Below are 23,624 nucleotides of genomic sequence, written 5' to 3'. Positions count from 1 at the left end.
TTCAATCATTTGTTGATTCTTCTGCCTTGGTTTCGTTTAGGTTGGCGTTAAAGTACGCACTGAAATCCTGTCCTTGAGCAAAGGCTTTTTCGATCTTCATGCTTTGCTCTTTCAGAGCAGCGCTCGGCTTGGCCCACTGCTCAGTCGGTATAGACACGTATGGCTTCCCACTTACCCAAGCCATGAGCAGGAGTCATCACGCCTTGTCTCACAAAATGCACTACGTCAGCTTTGGAATCGTCGAACGTCATACCAAAGGTATAGGCGCTTGTTACTCCTACTCCAGTAACACCTGTACTGATTGAAAGCCAAGATACTGTCTCTTCCCATGGTTGAATGACGGGGACGTCAGAACCTTCGGGGAAGAAACAGACTTCACGACGTTGGCGGTTGAATCGAATAGGACGGGTGCGCGACTTCGCTCTGGTAGTGCTCAAGATAACGTAAGTACCCAGGAGCGCAGCTATTCCTCCTCCCCAAATACTAAAGGTCACACCGAAATTGAGCATGCCTGCTGCTCTGTCCCAAAAGGACTCGGAAAATGGGTTTCCCCAGGTAGTAGATCCTGCAAGCAAAGGCAGAATAATCAGGCATGAAAAAATGAACATCATACCGAGCCCAATCATTGCCCTAGCTTGAAAAGCCTTGCCGAAATTACTACTACCTACGTCAAGGAATGTGTCATTCACCTCAACAAAGCTTCCGCCAAAATCCATGGGGATTTGCCCGGTGGGCACCGGCAGTGGCGACAAAAATAGAGCCTCTCCAGTGGCAAAACGACGAGTTTCACCAACGATAGGGCGCTGCTGTTGTATATCGAACTCGTCGTACTGCACAGAGGTAGGTGTCATGCTGGATAACCATAAAGTGGGTTCGGCCTAGGACGCGTTCACTGCAGGCTCTTTATCCGGTTCGGCAAATTTCAGCTTGAAATAATCCAGCAGGTTCTTGCCTTTGGCTAAGGCCTTCCTGATTTCGGCGCTTTCCTTACGCAGTTCTTCACTAGGCATGGCATGTTGGTCGGCGGGAAGAGGTTTTGACCAGTCTTGGACTTCTTTGGGAAAGCCAGCCTTAGTGCGGTTATTGACCCAGCCGGAGATGTAGCACGGTAACGTCCAACCGCTGAAGAATTGAATTATCAAGAAGCCAAGGACGTAACGAAAAAAGGAGTGATCTGAGCGATATCCCTTACGGCACATGTGGAAGTAAGCGACAGTACCCTCTTCAAACTCCTCAGGTTGAGGCGTTGGGAGTGCTGAAGGGCCTTCTTCCATGTAGGCGCGTATGGCTTCCCATTCGGAGACAGCCTCATTCAGGCCCCCGCTGGGCACAGTGACCCAAAGTACATCCCCGCTGCTGGCATCGCGTAATCCCATCATCAGTTTGAATTCGGGCATGACAGCGTATTGAGTGATAAGCCTGCCTGCAGAGACGCATGCGATCACACTTTCCCAAGCGACATACCGAGGTTTCGCACCTCTGTACGGTACATACACGACTTCCCGACGCTGGCGATTGAAACGAACTGGAGGGTGAGCGCTGACTTGGCGCGCTGCGTAGTAAAAAATGCAGAGGTACATGATGGTTAGAAAACCAAGAAACCCCCAGACCACTGAGCTCATGAAAAGATTACTGAAACCAATCAAAAAAGGTTGGTGATGGGTGCGTAGCCACGCGCCAAGAATAGAGGCACAGAAAAAGAAGACCAGCATGCAAGCTACCGAGCCAATGGCTCCTCTTGCCATGAATGCGAAGGCTCCTCGAGTGAGGGCGAAGTCGAGATAAACGTCATTGGCGTCACGATGCAATTGGCGCCTACTGAATGCAGGTATACCTGTGGGGAGTGGTTTTGGCGATATATAGACAACCTCAGTGCCGGACTCTTTCTCAAAGTCTCCGGCATGAGGTAGTCGATCGTAATTATGCTTCAACAAAACGGCTCATCAGGTGGTGGCCTCAGTCTCTTGGTTCGGTTCGGCAAATTTCACCTTAAAGTAATCCAACAGATTCTGACCTTTGGTGAAGGCCTTCCGGATCTCGGCGCTTTCTTTGAGCAGTTCTTCACTCGGCATAGCATGTTGGTCGGCGGGTAGAGGTTTTGACCAGTCGAGGACTTCTTTTGGGAACCCTGCTTTAGGCCGATTGTTTACCCAGCCAGAGATGTGGCAGGGCAACGTCCAACCGCTGAAAAACTGGATCGTCAAAAAGCCCCAGGCGTAACGTACGAAGGAGTGATCCGCACGGTAGCTGCGACGGCATAGATGGAAAAAATCGACAGTACCTTCCTCAAGCTCATCTGATTGATCTGGTGGTAAGGAAACCATTCCTTCCTCCATGTAGACACGAATTGCCTCCCACTCAGAAACGGCAAGACTCAAGTTGCTACTGGGGATCACAGACCACAGCACATCACCTGTGTTGGCATCTCTTAAACCAATCAGTAGTTTAAATTCAGGCATGACTGAATATTGAGTAATGAGCTTTCCAACAGATACGCAAACAATGACATCCTCCCAAGGTACAAAGCGCGGTTTGTCGCCTTTTTTTAGAATAAATACAACTTCGCGACGCTCTCGATTGAAACGGATGGGTGGGTGAATAGATACTTGGCGAGCTGCCTGAAAGAAAAAATAAATGTATGTTAGAGAGATTGCTCCGATAATCGACCACAGCACGGGGTTGAAGAAAAATTTCAACCAAGCATAAAGGAAAGGTTCTTCATATCTTCTAATCCAAGACGCAAATCCCGAGAAAAAGAATAATAATGTCACGATTAGCATTATTGAGCCGATGCCGGTTCGCACCATAAACTCAAAATTACCTTGGCCGATAGCGAAATCCAGAAAAGTTCTATTGGCGTTGCGATGTAATTGACGTGCGCTATAAGCAGGCATACCCGTGGGTACCGGTTTTGGTGATAAGTACACTACCTCGGTGCCTGACTCTCTTTCAAAGTCACCCGCATGAGGTAGCCGATCATACTTTTTATCAGGCATGTAGAGTCTCCGCCTTAATGTCGGTCCATTTTAAATTAGCTCGACCAATTCTGACCGAAGGCTCACCTGTAAGTGGTTTATTGGTTCCCGAGAAGCGTAGTGATATCGGGTAATAGAGAAAGCCGTCATCTGCTTTTAGCGGTTTTTCAGCTATGTCTGGTTGAACACTCAAGCGCAATCTCAATTCCGACTGCTCTCCACACCAATCTTCAGGTATCTCTAACTTAAGTAGTAATGGATCACTATTTGCAAGTTGTAATCCGTCGCGTATCAACTCCCCTACATCCTTCGCCGGGAAGGTGAGTTGGGCGGATAACTCGGCTTGAAATCTGATTGGGGTTTCACTCAGTTTTTCCAATGAGATGCCCGGAAAGGTAATTCCAAACGTTCGTATTCCATTTCCATCGAGTTTACGTTTTACGATGCCTGCATCTGTAATGATGGGGCGTAAGTTAACTTCCGCCAGACCTTGAGCATGTTTAGCCATATCCCACTGTTTATTCTCTATTCCCCAGCAGGAACCTTGCATCCATCGTTGTTGATCATCAAGGTTGAAATAGTTGTAAAGCGCTTCACCACCCAATTGTAGGGCCGTAAATCCAAGAGACCATGGAGTTAGCCGGGAGGAAAAGCTTAGGAAGCGAACTCCTTTCGTCCCCCATGCGCGTCCAACCGCCACGACTCGATCAGCTCTTGGCGTAGTCATGTAAATTCGGCCAACAGAACCAACGTCTCGGAGCGATTTGGCGGTAGCGATTCCCATGACGCTTGTGTTGCCTACATCTCCCGTAAGAGCCAACAACGCACCAGCTTTTTCTCCGGCAGTACCGGTTAGCAATGCGTCGGTCCACTTGTTCCAGTTATCCAAAGTAGTTCCAATTGAACTCAGAAGCCCTAAGGGAGCTATGACCGCCCCAAGACCCAAACCTAGTTTTCCAAGCTTCACCATGAACAGTGCGCCGCCTTTGCCACCGGTACTGGCCACTGTTGCTTTAAAGCCTTTGTCCACTAATGCGATATAGGAGTTTTGATACACCGATAGTGCGGCAGAAACGACACCTGTAAATGCACCAAAGAACACAATGTTGTCCTTTAATGTTGTATTTCCCGATACTTTGCCCCACGCATCCAACGCTTCTCTAAAATTCCAAGCTTGAAAAAGAAAAGCGGCCATTGGCACGAAACTGCTTGTTAATATTGTCGTGCCACCAGGCTCGCCATAGCTTCGGAGTGCCCCGATTTTTAATCGCTGGATTTCATTGTTGAGCAGGCTTTGTTGAGCAGCGTCGATCTTTAACTGCACTCCTATAAAGCCCGAGCTTAGGGTATTGGTTGCTGTAAGGCTCTCTTGAATTTTGGCTGTGATAGTTGCGCGCTCTTTACGCACTGTAAGGAGTTGTCGATTTAACTCGACTTCTTCCGTCTTTGCGTTGGCCTTTTTTGTTTTACCTTGCTCGTCAGTACTCGCCACACGACGCTTGCTTTCTTTTCGCGCGTGATCGCGGTCGTTGAGGGTTTTTTCCTCGGTAATAAGCAATTTTCCGAGGTTGTCTAAGCGCCCCAGAAAGATCTCTCTGTCCTGAACACTGGAGACTTTCAAAGTCGCGCCGCCATGTTTCAATGCATAGAGGGCTCCCAAACGATGTGCTCGGTTACTATGCGTCGAGATTTTATCTAGGTGTGCCTTCAACTCGGGGCCATTGAGATTGTTTTGGATCTCAGATAACCAATTTTGCAAGCGTAGTGCAATGGCAGGAGAGTAGGCAGCATTAACCGCATGGCTAATGTCGAGAGCGCTAGGATTGAGATTCACTGTCCAGTGACGCCCCATCAGAGTGCCAACTTCGTTCAGCCTTGTTTGCGCATCAGTAAGTCCACCGTTGAGATTGTTGGCGTCGTCTAGCCATTTACCAAGGTCTCCTGCTTTTTTTAGTAGGAACGCCTCATCGAGCCGGCTAGCAAAACCAGGCATGCTGAAATAAGGTGCACCATGGAAATACTCACCAACAAACTTCATACTTACTTCAGTGCGACAAATATCCCGAACACAGTTTTGCTCAGTAACCAACGCTGACATCAACTGATCAGGCACATCCGCATCGAAATACCACGCACTCATGTGGTATTCGCTCTTGGTAAACAACTCAACACGGTCGTCGGTAATGCGGTTGAGGCGTGCGGTCCAGCGCTTCAGATGGGAGCGCTCGGTTTCCAGATACTTGTTCATTTCTCCGTATCGCACGAGGTCGTGGATGCCACGAGCACCCAAGCCCTTGCCTTGCACTGCGGCATGGCTTTTGTCTTCCAGCACCTCGATGTCATCTTCAAGATCGTTGTAAAGATTCTTGCCGAGGGAATCGATCATTTCCTGCTTTTTGGTATTCATTACCTTGTAAGCGGCGCCGACCTTAGGGCTGGGAACCCGGACACGACTTACTCTTTGCGGCAGATCGGTAGTGCTGGTCCTGGCCCCGTCATACTCGTTGCGTGAATTGACGTAGTCATAGATTTTTTGCCGTTGCTCGGGCGTGGTTTTTTCAAACAAGGCATCGCTGGTACCAGACTGTCGCGCGGACTTTTCACTGACCACCATCAGCGTTTCGATGTAGTTACCGATTGAATACCTGAGGTCGTTCTTTTCCTTGACCACCCATTCATCGATCCAGCCAACTACTTTGTCCTGGTGCTCGGCAAGATCCCGCATCACCCCAATGCTGTCCTTGAACACCAGATAGAAGTGATCTTTCTCATAAGCAGCCAGCAACGGCTTCTTAATAGTTCCGAGTTGCGTCGCCTTGAATAGTCCCGTCTGGTCTTCCCAGACGTAGTCCTTGCTCTCTTCAGGGTGTGCACCCGCGGGGGGGGCTTGTGTTGCAGGTTTCTCCGCAACCTCTGCGATCCATTTTTCAGCCTGCTTGTCCGTCAGCAGGTGCGGTCCACCTTTCTCCACGTCGCCTTTGGCGAGGTTCACCTTCTGCATGAACAGGTCGCGCTCTTTGCTCGATTTGAGCATTTGCGAGCACTTGGCGGCGGTCCATTGGACTTCGGCATAGGCGATGTGCAGGGCGCTGCCACGGGTGAAGATCAGGGCGTTTTCGCCTGCGGATCCCATGCGCTTGTCTTGAGTGGCTTCTTTGCCTTTCCAGATGCACTTGGTGACGACGCCGTTTTTGACTTCGTATTCGTGCAGATAGCCAGTCGTGTTGTCGATGACGTAGAGCCAGCCATCACGCAGCAGGCGAATACCCAGTGGGCGAGAGACGGTTTTGTAAGGTAGCGAGATTTCAGCAGAAGGGTCGAGCCGTTCGACAAGACCATAGCGCAGGGGAATCAGTTGAAGCTTCTGCTTCATCTGCGGGCAACCGCCCGTGGCGCACTTGCCATCGGTGCGGGGCAAGTCGACTGCGTTTGGATTCTTACCTGTCTGGCTCATTCGGAATTCCTTTCCAGCATCGGGTAGCAAGGGCGGCTCGGCTCGCCCGCTTGCTCAATTCTTGGTGATGACGTGAGTACGGCTACCGGCGGGTTTTGCCAACGCGCGGCGCAGTCTCACAAAAAGCTGCCTGTTAGGCAAAGAGTGATGCTCATTGGAGCGCTCTCAATCCGGTCATGTGGCCCGTTCCTGGGCCATATCAGCGACCCGTTCGAGTCGCTGCGCCGGCGTTTGTTCCGAAGGGGTCTTCAGTATTGCATCCAGGTCCGGATGCTCCTCCAGCGCTCGGTCACCGAGGAACCCGTGAATGTTGGCGTAGAGGGTGATGTCGAGTTCGGTGTTGAAGCCGCGATCGTAGGAGGTCGATGCCAGTGCGTGCAGGTGTTCCCAGCGTTGCAGTGGGGTCGACTGCGCCTGATAGGACGGGAAGTATTCGTGCATGTGTTGGTCGAGGCGCAGGACGATGCTGCGGAAATTCACTTCGTCCAGTTGGCTGAGTTGTTCGTCGCTCAAGCGGTAGCGTTTGCTGTGGTTGGGCTCGGGAGCTTTGCCCGGTCGCTGGTTGATGTGCCAGCAGCCCAGCGCCGCGTCGGCGGTGACGATCTGCGAGCACGGGCCGAACAGGGTAGGGTCCTTGATGCTCTCGGCGTGGCTGAGCAATGCGTGGGCCACGGCAGGGTCGGCGACGCGCAGCAGGACTTCTTCACCCTGAGGGTGCATGACGCTGGTCAGCCAGCGGAAGTGGTCGACCATTTGTGCCCAGGGTTGATCGCTGAACACCAGGTAGCCCCACTCCTGGCGGGGCTCAGCCAGAAACTTCGCGAGAATGGGGTTGTTCTGGGTGTTTATCTGGACAATGCACGGTGAGACGTCGCCCAACTCAGCCCACTGCGTGCCGAGGTAGAGTGGCTCGAAAACCGGATTATCTGACCATTGATAAAGGTGTTGGGGCAGTTTCTCTACGCTGACGCCATCCAGAAGCAAACCGACGGTGCCATTCCACGGCAGGCCTTGAGGCAACCCATTTTCCAGCGGCCACTCGGATTTAAGCATTTTGCGCCTCCAGTTTTGCCTTCTCGCAGATCGCGCAGATTGGCTTCTTTTGCATCAGCGCTTGCCGCTGTGCCGGCACCAACAATTGCCCGGCCTTGTCGGCATCCGCCTGCTTCAACGGCCCCGGCAACAATGGCGCCGCCCCCGTCCCGCTGCCCGGCCCGCCACCGGAGTTCATGTTGATCACCGGCCCACTCAAGGTCACGCCGCCGGCGTCGATCTTGATGAAGCTGCCCCCACCAATAAGGGTCAACTCGCTGCCGGCTTCGAGCACGACTTTCATGCCGCTGCTCAGGTGAATCTCTTGCCCTGCCTCAATAAATTGCCCAGTCCCAATCTTGACGTGCTGGTTAACCCCCACCGTCAAATGATCATTCGCCTGCGTCTCCACCTTCCGGTCGGCATAAACCGTGTGGTGCTCTTCAGCCTTGAACTCCGTGTAGCTGTTCTTCTCAACCGTATCGTGGCGTTCGTTGCCGACGCGGATTTTCTGGTCGTGTTCGACGTTTTCGTCCCAGTCGCGCTGGGCGTGCAGGAAGATTTGTTCCTGGCCCTTTTTGTCTTCGATGCGCAGTTCGTTGTAACCGCCGCCGCCCGGTGAGCTCAGGGTTTTGAAGGTGCTGCGGGTTTTGTTCGCCGGCAGGTCGTACGGGACGACGTTTTCCTTGTGGTACAGGCAGCCGCTGATCAGCGGTTGGTCGGGGTCGCCTTCGAGGAAGGTGACGAGCACTTCCATGCCGATGCGCGGGATGGCGATGCCGCCGTAGTGGGCGCCGGCCCAGGCGGAGGAGACGCGCAGCCAGCAGCTGGTCTTGTCGTCGGCCTGGCCTTCGCGGTCCCAGTGGAATTGCACTTTGACGCGACCGTATTGGTCGCAGTGGATTTCTTCACCTTTTGGCCCGGTGACCACGGCGCTTTGGCTGCCGAGGATGCGCGGCTTTTTCTGGGTCAGCGGTGGGCGATTCGGCACGTCCCACGGGGTGGCCTGGAAACGGTTGCGGTAGCCCTGGTGGAAATCGTCTTTCAGTTTGGTGGTGTCGCTGGTGACCGACTCTTCCAGCACTTGCGGCTGTTTGCCTTCGTGGAGGATTTCGGTGAGCAGCCACAGGTCGTTCCATTTGGCTTTCGGGTGTTGGGTCAGGGCCAGGAAGTGGCCGCTCACCAGTATCGGCTGATCGCTTTTGCCTTCGGCGAGCTGGAAGTCGCTGCGGTGACGTTCGAGGGCGCGTTTGGCCAGGTGCTTGCCACGTTCGCGGTCGATGAAGCGGCCGGGGTAGTCGTAGTCTTCGAGGTCGGGCAGGGCGTCGCCGCGGTTCTCGCTTTCCAGGGTCAGGCGCGGTTTTTCGAAGTCGTAGTCGCGGCGGGTGGTGCGGCTGGTGCGGGTTTCCAGACGCAGGTCGAAGCGCTTGATCACCGGGTCGTTGGCGACCATGCCGGAGTCTTGCTGGTAGGCCACGGGGGCGAGTTTCGGGAACACCGTCTGGTCATCGCCGAACACTAGCTTGTGGGCGGTGGCGCTGTGCTGAAAGTGGTAGTGGATACCTTCTTCCTCGCACAGACGCTGAACGAACTGCAGGTCCGATTCATCGTACTGAACGCAGTAAATGCGCTCCGGATAAATCGCCCCGACTTTGAATTCATAGGCATTGCTTTGGATGCCGTGCTCTTCGAGGACGCTGCCGATGATTTTCGGCACGGTGAGGTTCTGGAAGATGCGTTGGTTGATGCGGTGCGCCAGGTAAGACAGTTGCGGGCGCAGGGTCACCGCGTACCGGGTCAGGCGTTTGCCGGAATCACCCTGGGCGGCGCGGTAGATCTGGCCATGGATGCCGCTGCCGTCAGGCGAGAGCTGCAAGAAGGCCGGTTTGTGCAACAGGGTCTCGAGGTCCAGGGACGGCTGTTCACTGACCAGCTCCACCTCAAACACAAAAGGCTGGCTGATGGCTTCCCGACCTTGCAGGGAGAAAACCTGGAAGTCGCTGGAAAGACCTTCGATGGTCAGGGCAAAGTGAGTTTGATTGGCCGGCGCGAACATCCCTTGTTCCTCGTGCAGTGCAGCGGCGCTCGCCGGCACCCGTGCAGGGAGCTTGCGGACGCGAAAATTCTGGAAGGGCGAAAACAACATCGACCAGCAGAGCTGGCCGATGCTTGAGACGGTCGGCCTGAGTTAGGCGACCGGCTGACGCCAGTCATCGGAGCCCGAAGTACCGGATACTTCGTGGGTCCAGGTGATTTTGCGGTAGGTGAATTGCACTTCTTCCAGGTGAGTGAAGTGCGAGTTCGACGGGTCCTGGCAGTTGTGCATTTTGTTGTTGATGGCGACGATAATCGCGTCTTCCAGTTTGGTGGTGTAGTAGTGCTCTTGGGTACCTTGAGCCGAGGTGCGGTACCACTGGATAACGATTTCGCTCATGCGCTCGCCGGAGGTCAGAGCCGCCTGCAGCAGTGGCGAAGCCTTGTCGTACACCTTGGTGATCACGACTGGCTTGTGGACGCGCTGACCGGTCGGTTGGCCGGACTGCGGGTCACGCGGGATGATCACGTCGTGGCTGAAAGCCTGAACCATGACCTGGTCTTCGTGACCTTCCTGGTAGGTGTTGCCAACCGAGTCGGCGGTGAATGCGCCGGCAGTGATCAGACCTTGTTTTTCGCCAGTGACGGACATGTACGCTGGTGTAGCCATGGATGTGCTCCTTGCTAAAAGTTAGGGTGCCCGGGAGGCGGTATCGCCCGGTGGGTGCCTGACTGTTATCAAGGTCCGTGCCAGAAACGGTAAAGGCTATATAAATCAGGTGGTTGAGAGGGTTTTCAGCGCTCGAGGAGGATGTTCGGCAGCGATCACCTGTGAATGTGCGCAAGAAGTTGCGCAGTACTGCGCAACTTCTTGCGCACTTGGCTGGGGCGCCTGACAGGCCGGGCGATCAGCCATCCGGGAAGGGCTTTCGCAGCGTTGAGTGCGCAACTTCTTGCGCATCAAGGCGGTTGGCCATCATTTGGTGCCCCATCGTCTGATTTGCCGAAAACCGGTAGCAGAACCGCTAGGGTGACAGGTGCAACGAATGCTGCAGCCTGGAGGTCAAACTCAGCGCCGAGATGAATGAACATCTGCGAACTCAAGGAGAACGACATGAAAATCCTGATGGTTCTAACGTCACACGATCAATTGGGTGACACGGGTAAGAAAACCGGCTTTTGGCTGGAGGAATTCGCCGCACCGTATTTCGCCTTCAAGGACGCCGGCGCTCAGTTGACCCTGGCCTCACCCAAGGGTGGTCAACCACCGCTGGACCCAAAAAGCGACGAGCCGGACGCGCAAACCGCGGCCACCGAGCGCTTTCGCAAAGACTCTGCCGCCCAGTCCGCATTGGCGTCTACCGCTCTGCTGAGCAGCGCGAGAGCTGAAGATTACGACGCGATTTTCTATCCGGGCGGCCATGGCCCGCTGTGGGATTTGGCCGAAGACAAAATTTCGATCGCTCTGATCGAGGCGTTTTACCAGGCAGGCAAACCGGTCGCGGCCGTCTGCCACGCACCGGGTGTGTTGCGTCACGTCAAGGGCGCGGACGGCCAGCCACTGGTCAAAGGCAAACGCGTGACGGGGTTTACCAACACTGAGGAAGAGGCTGTGCAACTGACGAAGGTTGTGCCGTTTTTGGTGGAGGACATGCTTAAGGAGAAGGGTGGTGTCTATTCCAAGGGGGCTGACTGGGCGAGTTATGTGCTCACTGATGGATTGCTGATTACCGGTCAGAATCCGGCATCGTCCGAGGCTGCCGCTGAGGCGTTGTTGGCGAAGCTGAAATAAGATCAAAAGATCGCAGCCTGCGGCAGCTCCTACAGGAGTTCGCGTTCCCATGTAAGAGCTGCCGCAGGCTGCGATCTTTTCAACGTTTCATCGCGTAATAGCGGCGAAACATTCCTCGATCGAGCGCCGCTGCGTCTCGGCATACAAAGCCAACTCATCAATCGTCGATCGCCCCAGCGCCTTCTCGAACACCTGCCGGTTCGACTGCACGCCATAGTGGGTTTGCGCCGCATCCCCCAGGTTTGACTGAAAAATCCCCGCAGCGCTAACCGGCAGAAAGTCTTCGTACACCAACGGTTCAACCCGCAAATACCCGCCGCTGAGCAGGTCCTCCAGCGACCACGATTTCAGCTCATCGGCCCCCAAACCTTTTTCCGTGACGAAGTAGCGAAAGTACGCCAGTTCCTGTTGGCGCATGCCCTCAACGGTGTCAGGGAATTCTGCAAAGTGCTGCGCCATCAGCGCGTTGTAACGTGCGGCATTGGCCTCATTGGGGAAGTCTTTCAATTCATCACGCGCAGCGTTGAGCAAGCGGTCGTAAAGCGCACGCCCCTTGGGGGTGAGCGCCGCGCCGCGTTGCTCGATTTCGCCGAAACGGGCGCTGTGGCTGCCACGATTCTCCGCTTGATCGGTGAAGGCGACAGGCTCGTCCAGGGCCTTGAAACTGGTCTGGCGCAGCAGGATCGGGCACTGACGGCGGGGCGGGCCTTCGATCACCGCTTTGGGCGTGATGCCGTGGGCAGGCATTTGCGCCTGGACGATGTCGATGTCCAGGGTGCGCGGCGTCAGGTGGTTGATATGCGGGCCAGTGAACGCCACCACGTCGGCGATCAGGCGATGCTGGGCGCTGAGTTTGCGGTACTGCTCCGCGGTCACGGTGGCGGTGTGATGCCAGCGGAACGTTTCCAGCGCTTGCTCGACGAAGTTATGGGCCTCCTGTTCGTTGAGGCCGCCCTGGGTTTCGGCGCGATCGATGAGGGTCAGTGCGGTGGGCGTGAAGATCGAACGCTTATCCAGCACCGACTGGGCAAACGCTCGCAGTTCCAGGTCTTCGATCAGTTCCAGGCGCAGCAGGGAGGTGAATACCCGGAACGGGCTGACCTGCAACGCCGCCTCATGCACCGCGCGAAAAGCCGTGGAGTGCACCGGTACGCCGGCCGGGGTCAGGTCGTAATAACCCACCGGTTGCATGCCCATCACCGCAAACAACCGGGCGAGGGTGGCCAGTTCATCGGCGGTGCCAACACGGATCGCGCCATGCCGCTCCAGGTCCAGGCGCTGGATTTCACCGGTGCTGTTCAACTGCCGGGTGATCTGTGGATCGCTGTCCAGCACGTGACGGTTGGTCTGTTCCACCAGTTCCATCAGCGCGCCGTACAGCGGCACTTCTTCGCGGTACATGTCGGACATCGCTTTGGAGAAGCGTTGACGGATCAGATCAGGGCTGACGAAGTTCGGGTGACTCATAAAAAACTTCCTGGTGCGGTGACGTAAAGGATGCGGGAAAAGATCGCAGCCTTGTGCGGCGCCGACAAACGAAGAATCTTACGGACTTCATTCTGCAAAGGACTGCATGTTGCAGCTGCCAAGCCTGCGAACTGTGGTGAGGGGATTTATCCCCGTTGGGCTGCGAAGCGGCCCCTGTTTCTCCAGCCACACCGCGCCCAATGGATTACGACGGCTTCGCCGCCGAACGGGGATAAATCCTCTCGCCACAAGGCTGCTGCTACACAGGAAGTTCCGAGCGCAGCGATGCCAAAAATTCCCGATACAGCCGCGCCGTGTTCGTCGGTTGTTCCACCATCGGCATATGGCCGGTGTGGTCCCAGACTTCCACTCGCAGATCGGCGATGCCTTTGCTCCAGATCGCCACGCTGCTGACATCGATCAAGCGGTCCTTGTGTCCCCACAGCAACAGCGCCTGGCACTTGATGTCGGGCAGTTTCGGCTCCATCGGCGGGCTGGCGCGCAAGTCCCTGAATATTTCTTCCAGCTCCTCGCATTGCTGTTCATAGCGTTGCGCGATGGCGTCCAGCACCACCTTGGGTACCCACGGCGGTTCGGCCATGGTCATGGCGTAGAAGCGCTGGAATTCTTCCCGTGAATGAATCAGGAACGGGTTGTGACCCTTGGCCAAATGCCGCTCCAGGTCGCTGGCTTCGGGGGCGGTGACACCCGCGGGGTCGATCAGGGCCACCGAAACAATGCGATCCGGGTACGTGGCCGCCAGCCACGCTGCCATGTAACCGCCCATCGAGTTGCCGATCACATGGACTTTCTCGACGCCGCAGACATCGAGCAACTGGATCATCCGCTTGGCCTGCAACGGAATGTCGTAGCCGCCGCCCGCCTTGAAGCCGGTTTCGCCATGGCCGGCGATGTCGGGGATGATCACCCGATAGTTGCCGACAAAGTGCCGGGCAAAGCGCAGCCAGATATTTTTGTCGGCGCTGTAGCCGTGGAGCATCAGCACGCTGCTGGACGCTTCGTACGGCCCGCCTTGCCAGGTCGAGACGGTCATTTCGGCGATCGGCACGACAATTTTGTGCAGTCCATACAGCTTGGCCTCTATCGACATGTTCAAGTCATAGAGCCAATGACCGATGGCCGGGTAACTCAACCAGCTCCAGGCCACGAAAACTGCAATTGCGACAACCAACAAAAGCATCAGGCATCTTCCTTTTACGTGATCAGGACAGAATGTGATCGGCGGGTTTCAGCGTCCTGGTCAGCCGGTGATAGCTGAAACTGAACCCCGGAAACATCGCAATCACATGACCGCTCTTGCTTTGATACCAACTGTGGCAGCCCCCGGACTTCCATACCGTGCGTTCCATCTCCCGGTGGATCATTTCAGTGTAGGTACGTTCTGCTTCGGGGCGTACTTCGATGCTGCGCAAACCCTGTTCTTTTAACGTGCGGATGCAATCGAGAATGTAGTTCATCTGAGACTCGATGATGAACAGCGCCGAGGTGTGGCCGATGCCCGTGTTGGGGCCGGTGACGATAAACAGGTTGGGGAAGTCCGGCAGGCTGGTGCCGAGATAGGCCCGCGGATACTGGGCCCAGAAATCTTTGAGTTGTGTGCCGTTTTTGCCGGTGACCGGGTAGGAAATCACCCCGTCGGTGGCGTCGTAACCGGTGGACCAGACGATCAGGTCCAGGTCGATGTGTTGGCCGTCCTGGGTGACGATGCCGGTTTCATCGATGGCGGCGATGCCTTGCTCACGGCTGTGCAGGCTCACGTTACGGCGACCCAGCGCCGGGTACAGGGTGCTTGAGATGATCACCCGTTTGCAGCCGATGACGTAGTCGGGCGTCAGTTTTCGCCTCAGTTCAGGGTCGGGCACTTGCCGTTTGAGGAAGCGCAGGGCGTGTTGCTGGACCAAGCGGATCGCTGGTTTCGAATACTTGAAGGCAATCACTCGGGTTTCGAACAGCCAGTAGATCATCCAGCGCAACAGTTTGTAGGCCGGTTTGAGCCCCAGCAACCAACGCTGGAAAGGTCCAAAGGCGCGGTCGGCCCGAGGCAATACCCAGTGGGGCGTGCGCTGGAACACATGCAAATGCTCGACGTCCGGGGCAATCGCCGGAATCACCTGGGCCGCGCTGGCGCCGCTGCCAACGATGGCCACGCGTTTGTGCCGGTAATCGTAGGCGTGATCCCAGTTGTTGGTGTGAAAAGTCTTGCCCTGAAACCGCTCCTGGCCCTCGAAGTGGGGGACCACGGGTTGGCTCAGCGGCCCGGTGGCGTTGATCAGGAATTGCGCATGGAACGTGCCTTTGTTGGTGGTGTGCACCGCCCAACGTTTGCCGTCGTCGTCCCATTCGATGCGCTCGACATTGGCCTGCAGTTCCACCTTGTCTCGCAGGCCGAAGTGCTCCACCACGTACTGGGTGTAGTGGTGCAGTTCGGCCTGCTCGGCGAACATTTGCGTCCAGCGGTAGGGCGCGAAGGACAGCGAATAGAGCGGCGAGGGCACGTCGACCGCGGCACCGGGGTAGGTGTTTTGGCACCAGGTGCCGCCGAAAAAGTCCCGTCGTTCCAGCAGGCGGAAATCGCCGATGCCTGCCTTGAGCAAATTGATCGCGGCGCACTGGCCGCCAAAACCGCTGCCGATGATCAACACTTGAAAGGTCTGCATGGGCCTCCTTTTTTATCGTTATTGATCGAACCCTCCTTTCATGTATAGCCAATCATTGAGCGCTCGCCTCATGGCTATGCCTCGGTATTCAGCCCGCCAGCCGGTGATGGCTATTTGCCGTTGCCCTGATAGACTCTCACCACACCTGAAACCCTTGTGTTTTCAGGTTCCGTTCAGTGGAGCAGAGGCCTCTATGGGAAAAACGGGAGGAAAAGGACTTTCACTGGCCAGGAGGCTCTATACATCGCGAACCCTGGGTTTGGCTTTGGGGCTGCTGCTCGTGAGCGCGGCGATGTATCCGCTCAACCCTGCACCGTGGGTCTGGGTGGCGATGCTGCTCAACTCCGTACTCTGGCCGCACCTGGCTTATCAATGGGCGCGCCGCGCGCAAGTGCCTTATCACGCCGAACACCGCAACCTGCTGGTGGACGCCTTTCTCGGCGGCTTTTGGGTCGCTGCCATGCACTTCAATCCACTGCCCGGCGCGACGACCCTGGCCATGATGGCGATGAACAATGTGGCCATTGGCGGTTTGCGTTTCCTGTTGGCGGGAACCGTGGCGCAGATTCTCGGGATGGGCGTCGGACTGCTGATTTTCTCCCCCGCCTTTATCCCGCAAACCAGCCAACTGCAGATGTATGCCTGTTTGCCCTTGATGTGTTTGTATCCGCTGGCATTGGGCTGGATCTGCTTCCGCCAGGCCTACACCCTCGGCCGACAAAAGCGTGAATTGTTGGCCCTGAGCCGCACCGACAGCCTCACCGGCCTGCTGAACCACGGCGCCTGGAAGGATCAACTGGAGATCGAATTCCAGCGTTGCAAACGTCAGCAGCAGGGCGGGGCGATTGCGCTGATCGACATCGACCATTTCAAATCCATCAACGACACCTACGGCCACGTTGCCGGGGACATCGTGCTGCGCCAGTTGAGCAAAATGCTCAAGCAGAACCTGCGTGCGGCGGATGTTGCCGGGCGTTACGGTGGCGACGAGTTCTGCGTGATCCTCCCGGACCTTCCCCTCACGAGCGCTGCGGCCGCGATGGATGCCCTGCGTGATCGCTTCGCCACCTTGGGTTATGAGCAGAGCCCGGCGCTGAAAGTCAGCCTGAGCATCGGCCTGGCCGCCTTCAACCCGGCACACACCGACGCAACCCTGTGGCTCAACGACGCCGACCAGGCGCTCTACGAAGCCAAAGCCACCGGTCGCAACCGCGTCATCTGTTGTTGCGATGGCGAACCGCGTCACGAATTACTTGATTCGGTGTGAACCGTTTCGCAGGTGTCGCATTCGGTCTAGAGCCTTGCGCCGTAGTCAGGTAGGGTGCTTTTCACCCCCGACACGAAACAAGGATCGATTCATGACGTTCAAACTCACTCGCTCCCTGCTGGCCTCCAGTCTTGGCCTGACCCTCGCCCTCGCCCTCGGCGCTTTCGCTCCCGCCGTTTCCGCCGAACCACACAAGCAAGTCCTCGCCGATTCCGAACAGTACAAGGGCGAAGCCCTGAAGTTACTGGAACGTTTGGTGAACATCGATACCGGTTCCGGCTATGAACCGGGCCTGACCAAAGTCAGCGACATCGCCATCGACGAACTGAAAAAACTCGGCGCGACCATCGAGCTTGTGCCCAATACCCCGGACAAAAGCAGCCATGTGATCGCGACCCTCAAAGGCACCGGCAAGGCAAAAATCCTGCTGATGGCGCACATGGACACCGTCTTCAAGGAAGGTTCGGCCGCCGAGCGTCCGTTCCACATCAAGGACGGCCGCGCCTACGGGCCGGGCGTGATGGACGACAAGGGCGGCATCGTTGCCGGGATCTATGCGCTGAAAGTCCTGAAAAATCTCGACTTCAAGGACTACGCGCAAATCACCTTCCTGCTCGACGCCAGCGAAGAAACCGGCTCGGACATCGCCACCGACCTGATCAAGAAAACCGCCAAGGCCCACGACGTCACCCTCAACCTCGAACCGGGCCGCCCGGCGGATGGCCTGGTGGTGTGGCGCAAAGGCAGTGCCACCGCCGTGGTCGAGGTCAAGGGCAAGGCGGCTCATGCCGGTGTCGCGCCGGAGCTGGGACGCAACGCCGCCATGGAAGCGGCGCACCAGATTTTGCAGCTCGGCAAACTGGGCGACGCGGAGAAGAAAACCACCATCAACTTCACCGTGCTCAAGGCCGGCGACCGCACCAACGTGATTCCGGATCAAGCCACCGCCAAGGCAGACGTACGGGCAGCGGTGCCGGAAGAGTTTGACCGGATCGAGAAGGACCTGGCGCGGGTTTCGAAAGACAAGCTGATTGCTGACACCGAAGTCACCACCACACTTCAGCGCGGATTGCCGCCGATGCCGCAAACGCCGGAATCGGATCGGTTGATGGCGATGGCTCAGGGGATTTACGGTGAAATTGGCCGCAAGTTGACGGAAGAAGGCAGCGGTGGGGCGGCGGATGCCAGCCTGTCAGCGGGTGTGGGTACGCCGACGCTGGATGGGTTCGGGATTGTTGGCGGGAATATTCATACGCCGGAGGAATATGCGGAGGTAGAGAGCGTGGCGCCGCGGATTTATCTGTTGTCGCGGATGATTATGGAGTTGGCTAAGGCTCGCTGAATTGCGTGCGGTTTGGGGGTGGTGGTGGGTCAGGTGAATCCACCCCTCACCCTAACCCTCTCCCCAGAGGGGGTCAGGGGGCTGACCGTGGGGTTCTTGAAGGATTCGGCGACGTGAACGACCTAGTGATGCTCAGGTTTGCAAAGCGACGATTGTGCGTTCAACTCGATCTGTCAGGTCGCAGCAAATAGCCAAAACATCTCGGTCGGTCCCCTCTACCCTCTGGGGAGAGGGTTAGGGTGAGGGGTGTTTCTCTAGCCGGACACCGCCGTCAAAACCACCCCACAACTTTCCAAGACGTTTCCTACGACGTACCCTGTTGCCGCGTTTCGGCATCGACCCCTATAGTTCGGGCTCGCGGAAAACACCGCGAACGACCTTGGCCGGTCGGTCACCCCAAACGCATCAGCGTCATTGTTTAGACCTTTTTATGTCTGAACATCGTGTTATGGCAGCTGTGCGCGGGACACCCTCGGGTGTGCCGGACGTATGGGTGTGCCGGTCGGCCAACCCGCACACAGCTGCCACCTAATTCGCTTGGCCGCGAACGGTGGTTGCTCTATTTGGAGTTACACCCATGTTCGACCAAGTCATGCCCCGTTACCTCCCCATCGACACCTACGACGCCGAAACCCCGGTGCTCTTCATCAACACCCACAAAGAACTCAGCGACATCGCCGCTTGCGCTGCGCATCGCTTCACCGTGGTTCGCGATCTGGCGGACACCTTGTCCAGCCTGAACCTCAAAGACATTTCCGATTGCGACCTGACGCGCGTTACCCGGGCGGTTCATCTGTTGATGCGCGAAGGCTGCGCGATGCTGGATGTGGTTCAGGCGCGGGCGTTGCAGCGGGAGGTGGAGTTCAAAAGCGCGATGTAGGGAAGATCAAAAGATCGCAGCCTGCGGCAGCTCCTACATTGAGATGGCGTACACCCTGTAGGAGCTGCCGCAGGCTGCGATCTTTTCGGTGGTATCGGTTATTCCTTGACGCTCATAAACTCTTCCGCCCAACGGATGTATTCCTCAGGCTGCGTATAGGTGTGAGTCAACTCGGTCGCGCTCAGGTCCGACGCCTGAGTAAAGATCTGCCGTTGTTCCCGCAGGCTGTCATACGTGGCCTTGATCGCGGCGAAGTAGGCGCCGTGACCATCGATGGTGACCCGCACGCCCAGTTCGGCCAGGCGTTTATCGTCGCGCAGCAACGGGTTGCCGTAGGTGACCAGCATCAGCGGCACGCTCAGGTGTTCGGCGATTTGTTCGAGGTGGTCGAAGTCCCGCACGCCCACCATGCAAATCCCGTCCGCGCCGGCGCTCTGATACTGCTTGGTACGGCTGATGACTTCCTGCACCGGCAGAATCCCGGCATTGGTGCGGGCGATGATTGCCATTTCCGAGTCGACCCGGGCTTCCAGCGCCGCACGAATCTTGCCGACACCTTCCGCTACACCGATCAGGTCGGTGGACTTGCGGCCGAACTGGGCGGGCAGAAGCGTGTCTTCGATGGTCAGGGCGGCGATGCCGGCACGCTCAAGTTCGACGATGGTGCGCATGACGTTGAGCGCGTTGCCGTAGCCGTGGTCGGCGTCGGCGATGACCGGCAATTGGGCGACACGGCCAATGCGAGTGGCCTGCTCGGCAAACTCGCTGAGGGTGATCAGGGCGAAGTCAGGCGCACCCAGTACCTGCAACGACGCGACTGAACCGCCCAGGATCCCCACTTCAAAACCCAGGTCAGCGGCAATGCGGGCCGACATCGGGTCGAAGACCGACGCCGTGTGATAGCAGGTGTTGGAAGCGAACAGCTCGCGAAAGTTACGGCGTAAATCTTGATGAGAGAGCCTGGACATATGAGTTCCACCACTGCAATGGGAATGGAAGGGCTTGAGCAAAAGTGTCAACGCCGAAGGAACAAAAGGCTATCACGCGAGCAGGGGAAGGATGATGACGATTTTGCAAAGGCGGATGGGCCACCGTCGGTCACGCCGCCACTGACTGCTGCTGTTGATTGAGCAGCGGCACGGCGCGTACCGAGTTGCCGGGTTGCAGTTGCAGGCGTTTAGCGGTGAGGCGGTCGACGATCAGGCTGTTGCCCACTTGCCTGGCCTGGGCAGCGGTGATGCGGCAGTTTTCCAGGCGACGGTTGTGGATCAGCCACACCGGGGCCTGCTCGTCGGGCGTACCGATGGCCAGCACCAGCGGTTGGCTGTCGCGCACGGTGCGGATGTTCGAGACAGGGGCTTCGATCACCGGGCCGGCGTCGAAGATGTCGATGTAACCCTTATGGGCAAACCCTTCGGCGGTGAGGATTTTCAACGCCGGTTCGGTGTTCGGGTGCGCCTTGCCGATCACGGCCTGGGCCTGTTCCGTGAGCAGGCAAGTGTAGAGCGGTTGGCGTGGCATCAGTTCAGCGATGAACGACTTGCTGCCCAGCCCCGACAAGTGATCGGCGTGGCTGAAATCCATCTTGAAGAAGTGCCGGCCCAAGCTGTCCCAGAATGGTGAACAGCCATGTTCGTCGGCGCTGCCACGCAGTTCGGCGATGAGTTTGTCGCCGAACAGGTGCGGAAACTCGGCCACAAACAACAAACGCCCCAACGACAGCAATCGACCGTTATTGCCCTGGCGTTGATCGGGTCGCAGAAACAGCGAGCAAATCTCCGATTGGCCGGTCATTTCATTGTTCAGGAACAACGTCGGAATCTGTCGTCGGATGCCCAGGTCCGGTGACGAACTGACCGTGAGCCCGACCCGGTAGTTGTACCAGGGCTCGCGCAGGCCCACGGCGCCCACCAGGGCACTGACGCCCACCAGTTGCTGATCGTCGTCTTCGAGCACGAAGAGGTAATCGGCATCAGCGCGTTCGACCTGTTCGGCGAAGGTTCGTTGGGCCCAGCGCACCCGGTGGGTCAGGCGCTCCTCGTTGGCTGGCAGGGTGGTGAAGCCGGGACCAGCCTGGTGCACCAGGTTCAGCAAGGCGGGCAGGTCGGTGACGTGAACCGGGCGGACAATCATGATGCAACTCCTTCTGCACGCCCGCTCGGGCGCTGTCGTTGGGCGCGGGGCCGGGTGATGCTCACAGGGCGATCAGCCGGATCGGGCTGCCTTCGGTCACGTTCAGGGCGGCGCACATCTCGGCGCTCAACTTCACAGGTTGTCCGGCCTGGTAATCCAGATCGGCGACGATGGCGCGATAGTCCGTCAGCGAATCGTTGCTCACCAGATAGCTGCCACGGGCATCGATCGGCGAGTCCGGTTTCGCCGTGCCGGTCTGGCTCTGGGCGATGGAGCGGATGCCGGGAGTGCGCGCATACAACGTCGGACCGCCGTCGAACAGGTCGATGTAGCTGTTGGTTTCGAAGCCTTCGCGCTCGAGGATATCGAAGGCCTCCTGGCCATCGGGGTGGATGCGGCCGATGCAGTCCTGCGCCGCCTGGGGCAGCATCGGCACGTAGATCGGGTATTGCGGCATCAGTTCGGCGAGGAAGGTTCGGCTTTCCAGGCCGCAAAGTCGCTCGGCCTCGGCGTAGGGCAGGTCGAAGAAATGCTTGCCCACCGCATCCCAGAACGGCGATTGCCCTTCATCGCTGCTGAAGCCGACGATCTCGGTGATGACGGCTTCGCCAAAGCGCTGCGAGTGGGCGGCGATGAACAACAGCCGTGCCCGGGACAGCAGTTCAGAGAACCGTGTACGCACCAGCGCTGCGTCAATATGAAAACCCCGCAGCAAGGTATGGCCGCTGAGGTCGTGGCACAACGACAACGCGGGCACGCCGTGCTCGATGTTCAGCTCCCGCGAGGCGCTGGTGAAATGCCGGTTGCGCAGGCTGTAGAACGGCTCGCTGAAACCGGCGGTGGCAAGGATCTCCGAGCAGCCCACCAAACGCTCTCGGGTCAGATCTTCCAGCACGAAGAAATAGTTCTCCGGGCCATGACCCTCAACGTCTTTTTCGAATGAGGCGCAGGAGTCGAGAATCTTCTCGCGCAGGCATTCGGTGTCGTCCGGCAAAGACGTGACGCCTACCAGACTGTCGCGCGCCAGTTGCTGCAACTGGGGCAGGTCGGTTAACTCGACTGGGCGTAAGACCAGCATGGATGCACTCCTGTATCAAAGGGTTCGGCGGTTGGCACCGAACCTGACTATCACTGTCGGTTTCCACGCGTTAAATCGGCGGTTGCCTGAACTTTTGTCAGACGCCGCTCTTTTTCTTGTCAGCCGTTGCTTGGGTCGGGTAGGACCGCACGGGTGCCCAGTTTGTTGAGTACAAACAGGTAGACCAGGCCCAGGGCAATCCAGATCAGACCGAGTTTCTGTGCATCGACGCCCATGTTGTACATGATGGCCGCGACGATGATGAAGCCGATCACCGGACAGATCAGGTGACGGATCACCTGGCCGGATTTCTGCCGACGCCAGTAGTAGTTGATGACCGTCAGGTGCAGCAACATGAAACCGCTCAGTGCGCCGAAGTTCACCAGTGAGGTGAGGGTGTCCACCGAGTTGATGAACAAGTAGCAGATCACCAGCGACAGTACGGCCACCAGGTAGATGCTCACATACGGCGTGTTGTGTTTGGGATGAACCTTGGCCAGTACCTTTGGCAGCTTGCCGTCCCGGGCCATGCCGAACAGCAGACGAGACACCGCTGCTTGAGAGGTAATTGCCACCGCCACACCCCAGGCCAGCGCCGTCGCCACGGCGGTCAGGGTTGCCAGCCAGCTGCCGGCCGCGAGTTCAGCGATTTCATAAAAAGCCGTGTCAGCCGATTTGAAACCCATGCCGGCCGCCAGGTCTGTCGCAATCCAGGTCTGCACGACGAAGATCACACCCATGACCACCAGCGTGATCAGCGCGGCCTTGCCGACGCTGCGGCCCGGATCCCCCTTGATCTCTTCGGCGAGGGTGGAAATCGCATCGAAACCGAGGAACGACAGCACCGCAATCGACACCGCTTGCATCAGCAGGGCGAAGTTGAACGTCTCGGGGTTGTACAACGGCGCCAGTGTCAGCTGACCGTTACCGCCGCCACTGTGCAGCGCGTTCCAGGCGTAAAACAGGAAGATCCCCAGCACCACCAGTTGCGCCAGCAGAAAGACGATGTTCATTCGCGCGGTGAAGGTGATGCCCCGCAAGTTGACGAACGTCGCGCTGACCAGGAAGGCCAGGATGAAACCGACCTTCGGAATGTCCGGGTACAAATGATTCAGGGCCATCGCCGCGTACACATACAGCAGCGGCGGAATCAGCAAGTAATCGAGGAGCATCAGCCAACCGGCGATAAACCCTACGTGCTGGTTCAGGCCCCGTTGCGCGTAGGAATAAACCGAACCGGCAATCGGAAAGGCCCGAGCCATGCTGCCGTAACTCAGGGCAGTGAAGAGCATCGCCACCATGCCGATGATGTAGGCCAGCGGAACCAGCCCCGGTGCCTCGGCGTTGACGTAGCCATAAACACCAAACGGTGCGATGGGGATCATGAAGATCATCCCGTACACCACCAGGTCGGTCAGCGACAGGCTGCGTTTCAACTCTTGCTTGTAGCCGAATTCTTCTATTTCCATGAAGCGGTTCTCCTTGATATGTA

At 57.2% G+C, this 23,624-nt stretch carries 18 protein-coding genes; 4 read left to right on the top strand and 14 right to left on the bottom strand.

Annotated features, from left to right (window positions below; genetic code table 11):
- Positions 1 to 140: 140 nt before the first annotated feature.
- The 7 genes from ACA059_RS20025 to ACA059_RS19995 form a co-directional block, all read right to left on the bottom strand.
- Positions 141 to 851: a hypothetical protein gene (locus tag ACA059_RS20025; protein WP_497630685.1), complete on the bottom strand. Its 711-nt coding sequence runs from the start codon at positions 849 to 851 to the stop codon at positions 141 to 143.
- 27 nt (positions 852 to 878) lie between these two features.
- The gene (locus ACA059_RS20020; protein ID WP_497630684.1) at positions 879 to 1,808 is read right to left on the bottom strand and encodes a DUF6708 domain-containing protein; all 930 of its coding nucleotides are present in this window, start codon (positions 1,806 to 1,808) and stop codon (positions 879 to 881) included.
- Between the two features lie 135 nt (positions 1,809 to 1,943).
- Positions 1,944 to 2,996, bottom strand: a complete 1,053-nt coding sequence (locus tag ACA059_RS20015; protein ID WP_497630683.1) for a DUF6708 domain-containing protein — start codon at positions 2,994 to 2,996, stop codon at positions 1,944 to 1,946.
- On the bottom strand, positions 2,989 to 6,429 hold the full coding sequence (locus ACA059_RS20010) for a toxin VasX (protein ID WP_497630682.1): 3,441 nt from the start codon (positions 6,427 to 6,429) through the stop codon (positions 2,989 to 2,991). The genes ACA059_RS20015 and ACA059_RS20010 overlap by 8 nt, the downstream gene beginning before the upstream one ends.
- A 174-nt stretch (positions 6,430 to 6,603) precedes the next feature.
- Positions 6,604 to 7,482, bottom strand: coding sequence for a DUF4123 domain-containing protein (locus ACA059_RS20005; RefSeq protein ID WP_497630681.1), 879 nt, complete (start codon positions 7,480 to 7,482; stop codon positions 6,604 to 6,606).
- A complete protein-coding gene (locus tag ACA059_RS20000; protein WP_497630680.1) occupies positions 7,475 to 9,517 on the bottom strand; it encodes a type VI secretion system Vgr family protein in 2,043 nt (680 codons plus the stop codon). Before ACA059_RS20000 ends, ACA059_RS20005 begins: the two co-directional genes overlap by 8 nt.
- A gap of 132 nt (positions 9,518 to 9,649) precedes the next feature.
- Entirely contained in the window at positions 9,650 to 10,165 is a 516-nt protein-coding gene (locus ACA059_RS19995; RefSeq protein ID WP_054051032.1) for an Hcp family type VI secretion system effector, read from the bottom strand.
- A 444-nt stretch (positions 10,166 to 10,609) separates the two neighbouring features.
- Here ACA059_RS19995 and ACA059_RS19990 point away from each other — a divergent pair, with 444 nt between their 5' ends.
- Positions 10,610 to 11,287: a type 1 glutamine amidotransferase domain-containing protein gene (locus ACA059_RS19990; protein ID WP_134104120.1), complete on the top strand. Its 678-nt coding sequence runs from the start codon at positions 10,610 to 10,612 to the stop codon at positions 11,285 to 11,287.
- Between the two features lie 87 nt (positions 11,288 to 11,374).
- On the opposite strand, the gene hglS is transcribed toward ACA059_RS19990, so the two are convergent.
- The 3 genes from hglS to ACA059_RS19975 all read right to left on the bottom strand — a co-directional run bounded on the left by hglS (position 11,375) and on the right by ACA059_RS19975 (position 15,432).
- Positions 11,375 to 12,754 (bottom strand): 2-oxoadipate dioxygenase/decarboxylase HglS, encoded by a 1,380-nt coding sequence (hglS, locus tag ACA059_RS19985; RefSeq protein WP_497630679.1) that lies wholly within the window; start codon positions 12,752 to 12,754, stop codon positions 11,375 to 11,377.
- Between the two features lie 259 nt (positions 12,755 to 13,013).
- A complete protein-coding gene (locus ACA059_RS19980) occupies positions 13,014 to 13,955 on the bottom strand; it encodes an alpha/beta fold hydrolase (RefSeq protein ID WP_056746639.1) in 942 nt (313 codons plus the stop codon).
- Positions 13,956 to 13,977: 22 nt separating this feature from the next.
- A complete protein-coding gene (locus ACA059_RS19975) occupies positions 13,978 to 15,432 on the bottom strand; it encodes a flavin-containing monooxygenase (RefSeq protein WP_497630678.1) in 1,455 nt (484 codons plus the stop codon).
- 193 nt (positions 15,433 to 15,625) lie between these two features.
- Here ACA059_RS19975 and ACA059_RS19970 point away from each other — a divergent pair, with 193 nt between their 5' ends.
- From ACA059_RS19970 to ACA059_RS19960, 3 genes are all read left to right on the top strand, one after another.
- On the top strand, positions 15,626 to 16,699 hold the full coding sequence (locus tag ACA059_RS19970) for a diguanylate cyclase (protein ID WP_497630677.1): 1,074 nt from the start codon (positions 15,626 to 15,628) through the stop codon (positions 16,697 to 16,699).
- 91 nt (positions 16,700 to 16,790) lie between these two features.
- Positions 16,791 to 18,041 carry a M20/M25/M40 family metallo-hydrolase gene (locus tag ACA059_RS19965; RefSeq protein WP_497630676.1) on the top strand — a complete coding sequence of 417 codons (1,251 nt, stop codon included), beginning with the start codon at positions 16,791 to 16,793 and terminating at the stop codon, positions 18,039 to 18,041.
- 577 nt (positions 18,042 to 18,618) lie between these two features.
- A complete protein-coding gene (locus ACA059_RS19960) occupies positions 18,619 to 18,921 on the top strand; it encodes a hypothetical protein (protein WP_497630675.1) in 303 nt (100 codons plus the stop codon).
- Between the two features lie 98 nt (positions 18,922 to 19,019).
- Here ACA059_RS19960 and ACA059_RS19955 read toward each other — a convergent pair whose 3' ends face one another.
- The 4 genes from ACA059_RS19955 to ACA059_RS19940 all read right to left on the bottom strand — a co-directional run bounded on the left by ACA059_RS19955 (position 19,020) and on the right by ACA059_RS19940 (position 23,601).
- Entirely contained in the window at positions 19,020 to 19,889 is an 870-nt protein-coding gene (locus ACA059_RS19955; RefSeq protein ID WP_497630674.1) for an isocitrate lyase/PEP mutase family protein, read from the bottom strand.
- Positions 19,890 to 20,019: 130 nt separating this feature from the next.
- Positions 20,020 to 21,054 carry an arginine N-succinyltransferase gene (gene astA, locus ACA059_RS19950; protein WP_497630673.1) on the bottom strand — a complete coding sequence of 345 codons (1,035 nt, stop codon included), beginning with the start codon at positions 21,052 to 21,054 and terminating at the stop codon, positions 20,020 to 20,022.
- Between the two features lie 61 nt (positions 21,055 to 21,115).
- Positions 21,116 to 22,132, bottom strand: coding sequence for an arginine N-succinyltransferase (locus ACA059_RS19945; RefSeq protein ID WP_497630672.1), 1,017 nt, complete (start codon positions 22,130 to 22,132; stop codon positions 21,116 to 21,118).
- A 119-nt stretch (positions 22,133 to 22,251) separates the two neighbouring features.
- Positions 22,252 to 23,601, bottom strand: a complete 1,350-nt coding sequence (locus ACA059_RS19940; RefSeq protein ID WP_415760139.1) for an APC family permease — start codon at positions 23,599 to 23,601, stop codon at positions 22,252 to 22,254.
- Between the last annotated feature and the right edge of the window lie 23 nt (positions 23,602 to 23,624).

The organism is Pseudomonas sp. LBUM1647 (assembly GCF_059716175.1).
This window is presented reverse-complemented; position numbering and strand designations above follow the sequence as displayed.

Coding starts and splice junctions, on each gene's coding strand:
- ACA059_RS20025 (WP_497630685.1), bottom strand. CDS start 851: ATGACACCTACCTCTGTGCAGTACGACGAGTTCGATATACAACAGCAG.
- ACA059_RS20015 (WP_497630683.1), bottom strand. CDS start 2,996: ATGCCTGATAAAAAGTATGATCGGCTACCTCATGCGGGTGACTTTGAA.
- ACA059_RS20010 (WP_497630682.1), bottom strand. CDS start 6,429: ATGAGCCAGACAGGTAAGAATCCAAACGCAGTCGACTTGCCCCGCACC.
- ACA059_RS20005 (WP_497630681.1), bottom strand. CDS start 7,482: ATGCTTAAATCCGAGTGGCCGCTGGAAAATGGGTTGCCTCAAGGCCTG.
- ACA059_RS20000 (WP_497630680.1), bottom strand. CDS start 9,517: ATGTTCGCGCCGGCCAATCAAACTCACTTTGCCCTGACCATCGAAGGT.
- ACA059_RS19995 (WP_054051032.1), bottom strand. CDS start 10,165: ATGGCTACACCAGCGTACATGTCCGTCACTGGCGAAAAACAAGGTCTG.
- ACA059_RS19990 (WP_134104120.1), top strand. CDS start 10,610: ATGAAAATCCTGATGGTTCTAACGTCACACGATCAATTGGGTGACACG.
- hglS (WP_497630679.1), bottom strand. CDS start 12,754: ATGAGTCACCCGAACTTCGTCAGCCCTGATCTGATCCGTCAACGCTTC.
- ACA059_RS19980 (WP_056746639.1), bottom strand. CDS start 13,955: ATGCTTTTGTTGGTTGTCGCAATTGCAGTTTTCGTGGCCTGGAGCTGG.
- ACA059_RS19975 (WP_497630678.1), bottom strand. CDS start 15,432: ATGCAGACCTTTCAAGTGTTGATCATCGGCAGCGGTTTTGGCGGCCAG.
- ACA059_RS19970 (WP_497630677.1), top strand. CDS start 15,626: ATGGGAAAAACGGGAGGAAAAGGACTTTCACTGGCCAGGAGGCTCTAT.
- ACA059_RS19965 (WP_497630676.1), top strand. CDS start 16,791: ATGACGTTCAAACTCACTCGCTCCCTGCTGGCCTCCAGTCTTGGCCTG.
- ACA059_RS19960 (WP_497630675.1), top strand. CDS start 18,619: ATGTTCGACCAAGTCATGCCCCGTTACCTCCCCATCGACACCTACGAC.
- ACA059_RS19955 (WP_497630674.1), bottom strand. CDS start 19,889: ATGTCCAGGCTCTCTCATCAAGATTTACGCCGTAACTTTCGCGAGCTG.
- astA (WP_497630673.1), bottom strand. CDS start 21,054: ATGATTGTCCGCCCGGTTCACGTCACCGACCTGCCCGCCTTGCTGAAC.
- ACA059_RS19945 (WP_497630672.1), bottom strand. CDS start 22,132: ATGCTGGTCTTACGCCCAGTCGAGTTAACCGACCTGCCCCAGTTGCAG.
- ACA059_RS19940 (WP_415760139.1), bottom strand. CDS start 23,601: ATGGAAATAGAAGAATTCGGCTACAAGCAAGAGTTGAAACGCAGCCTG.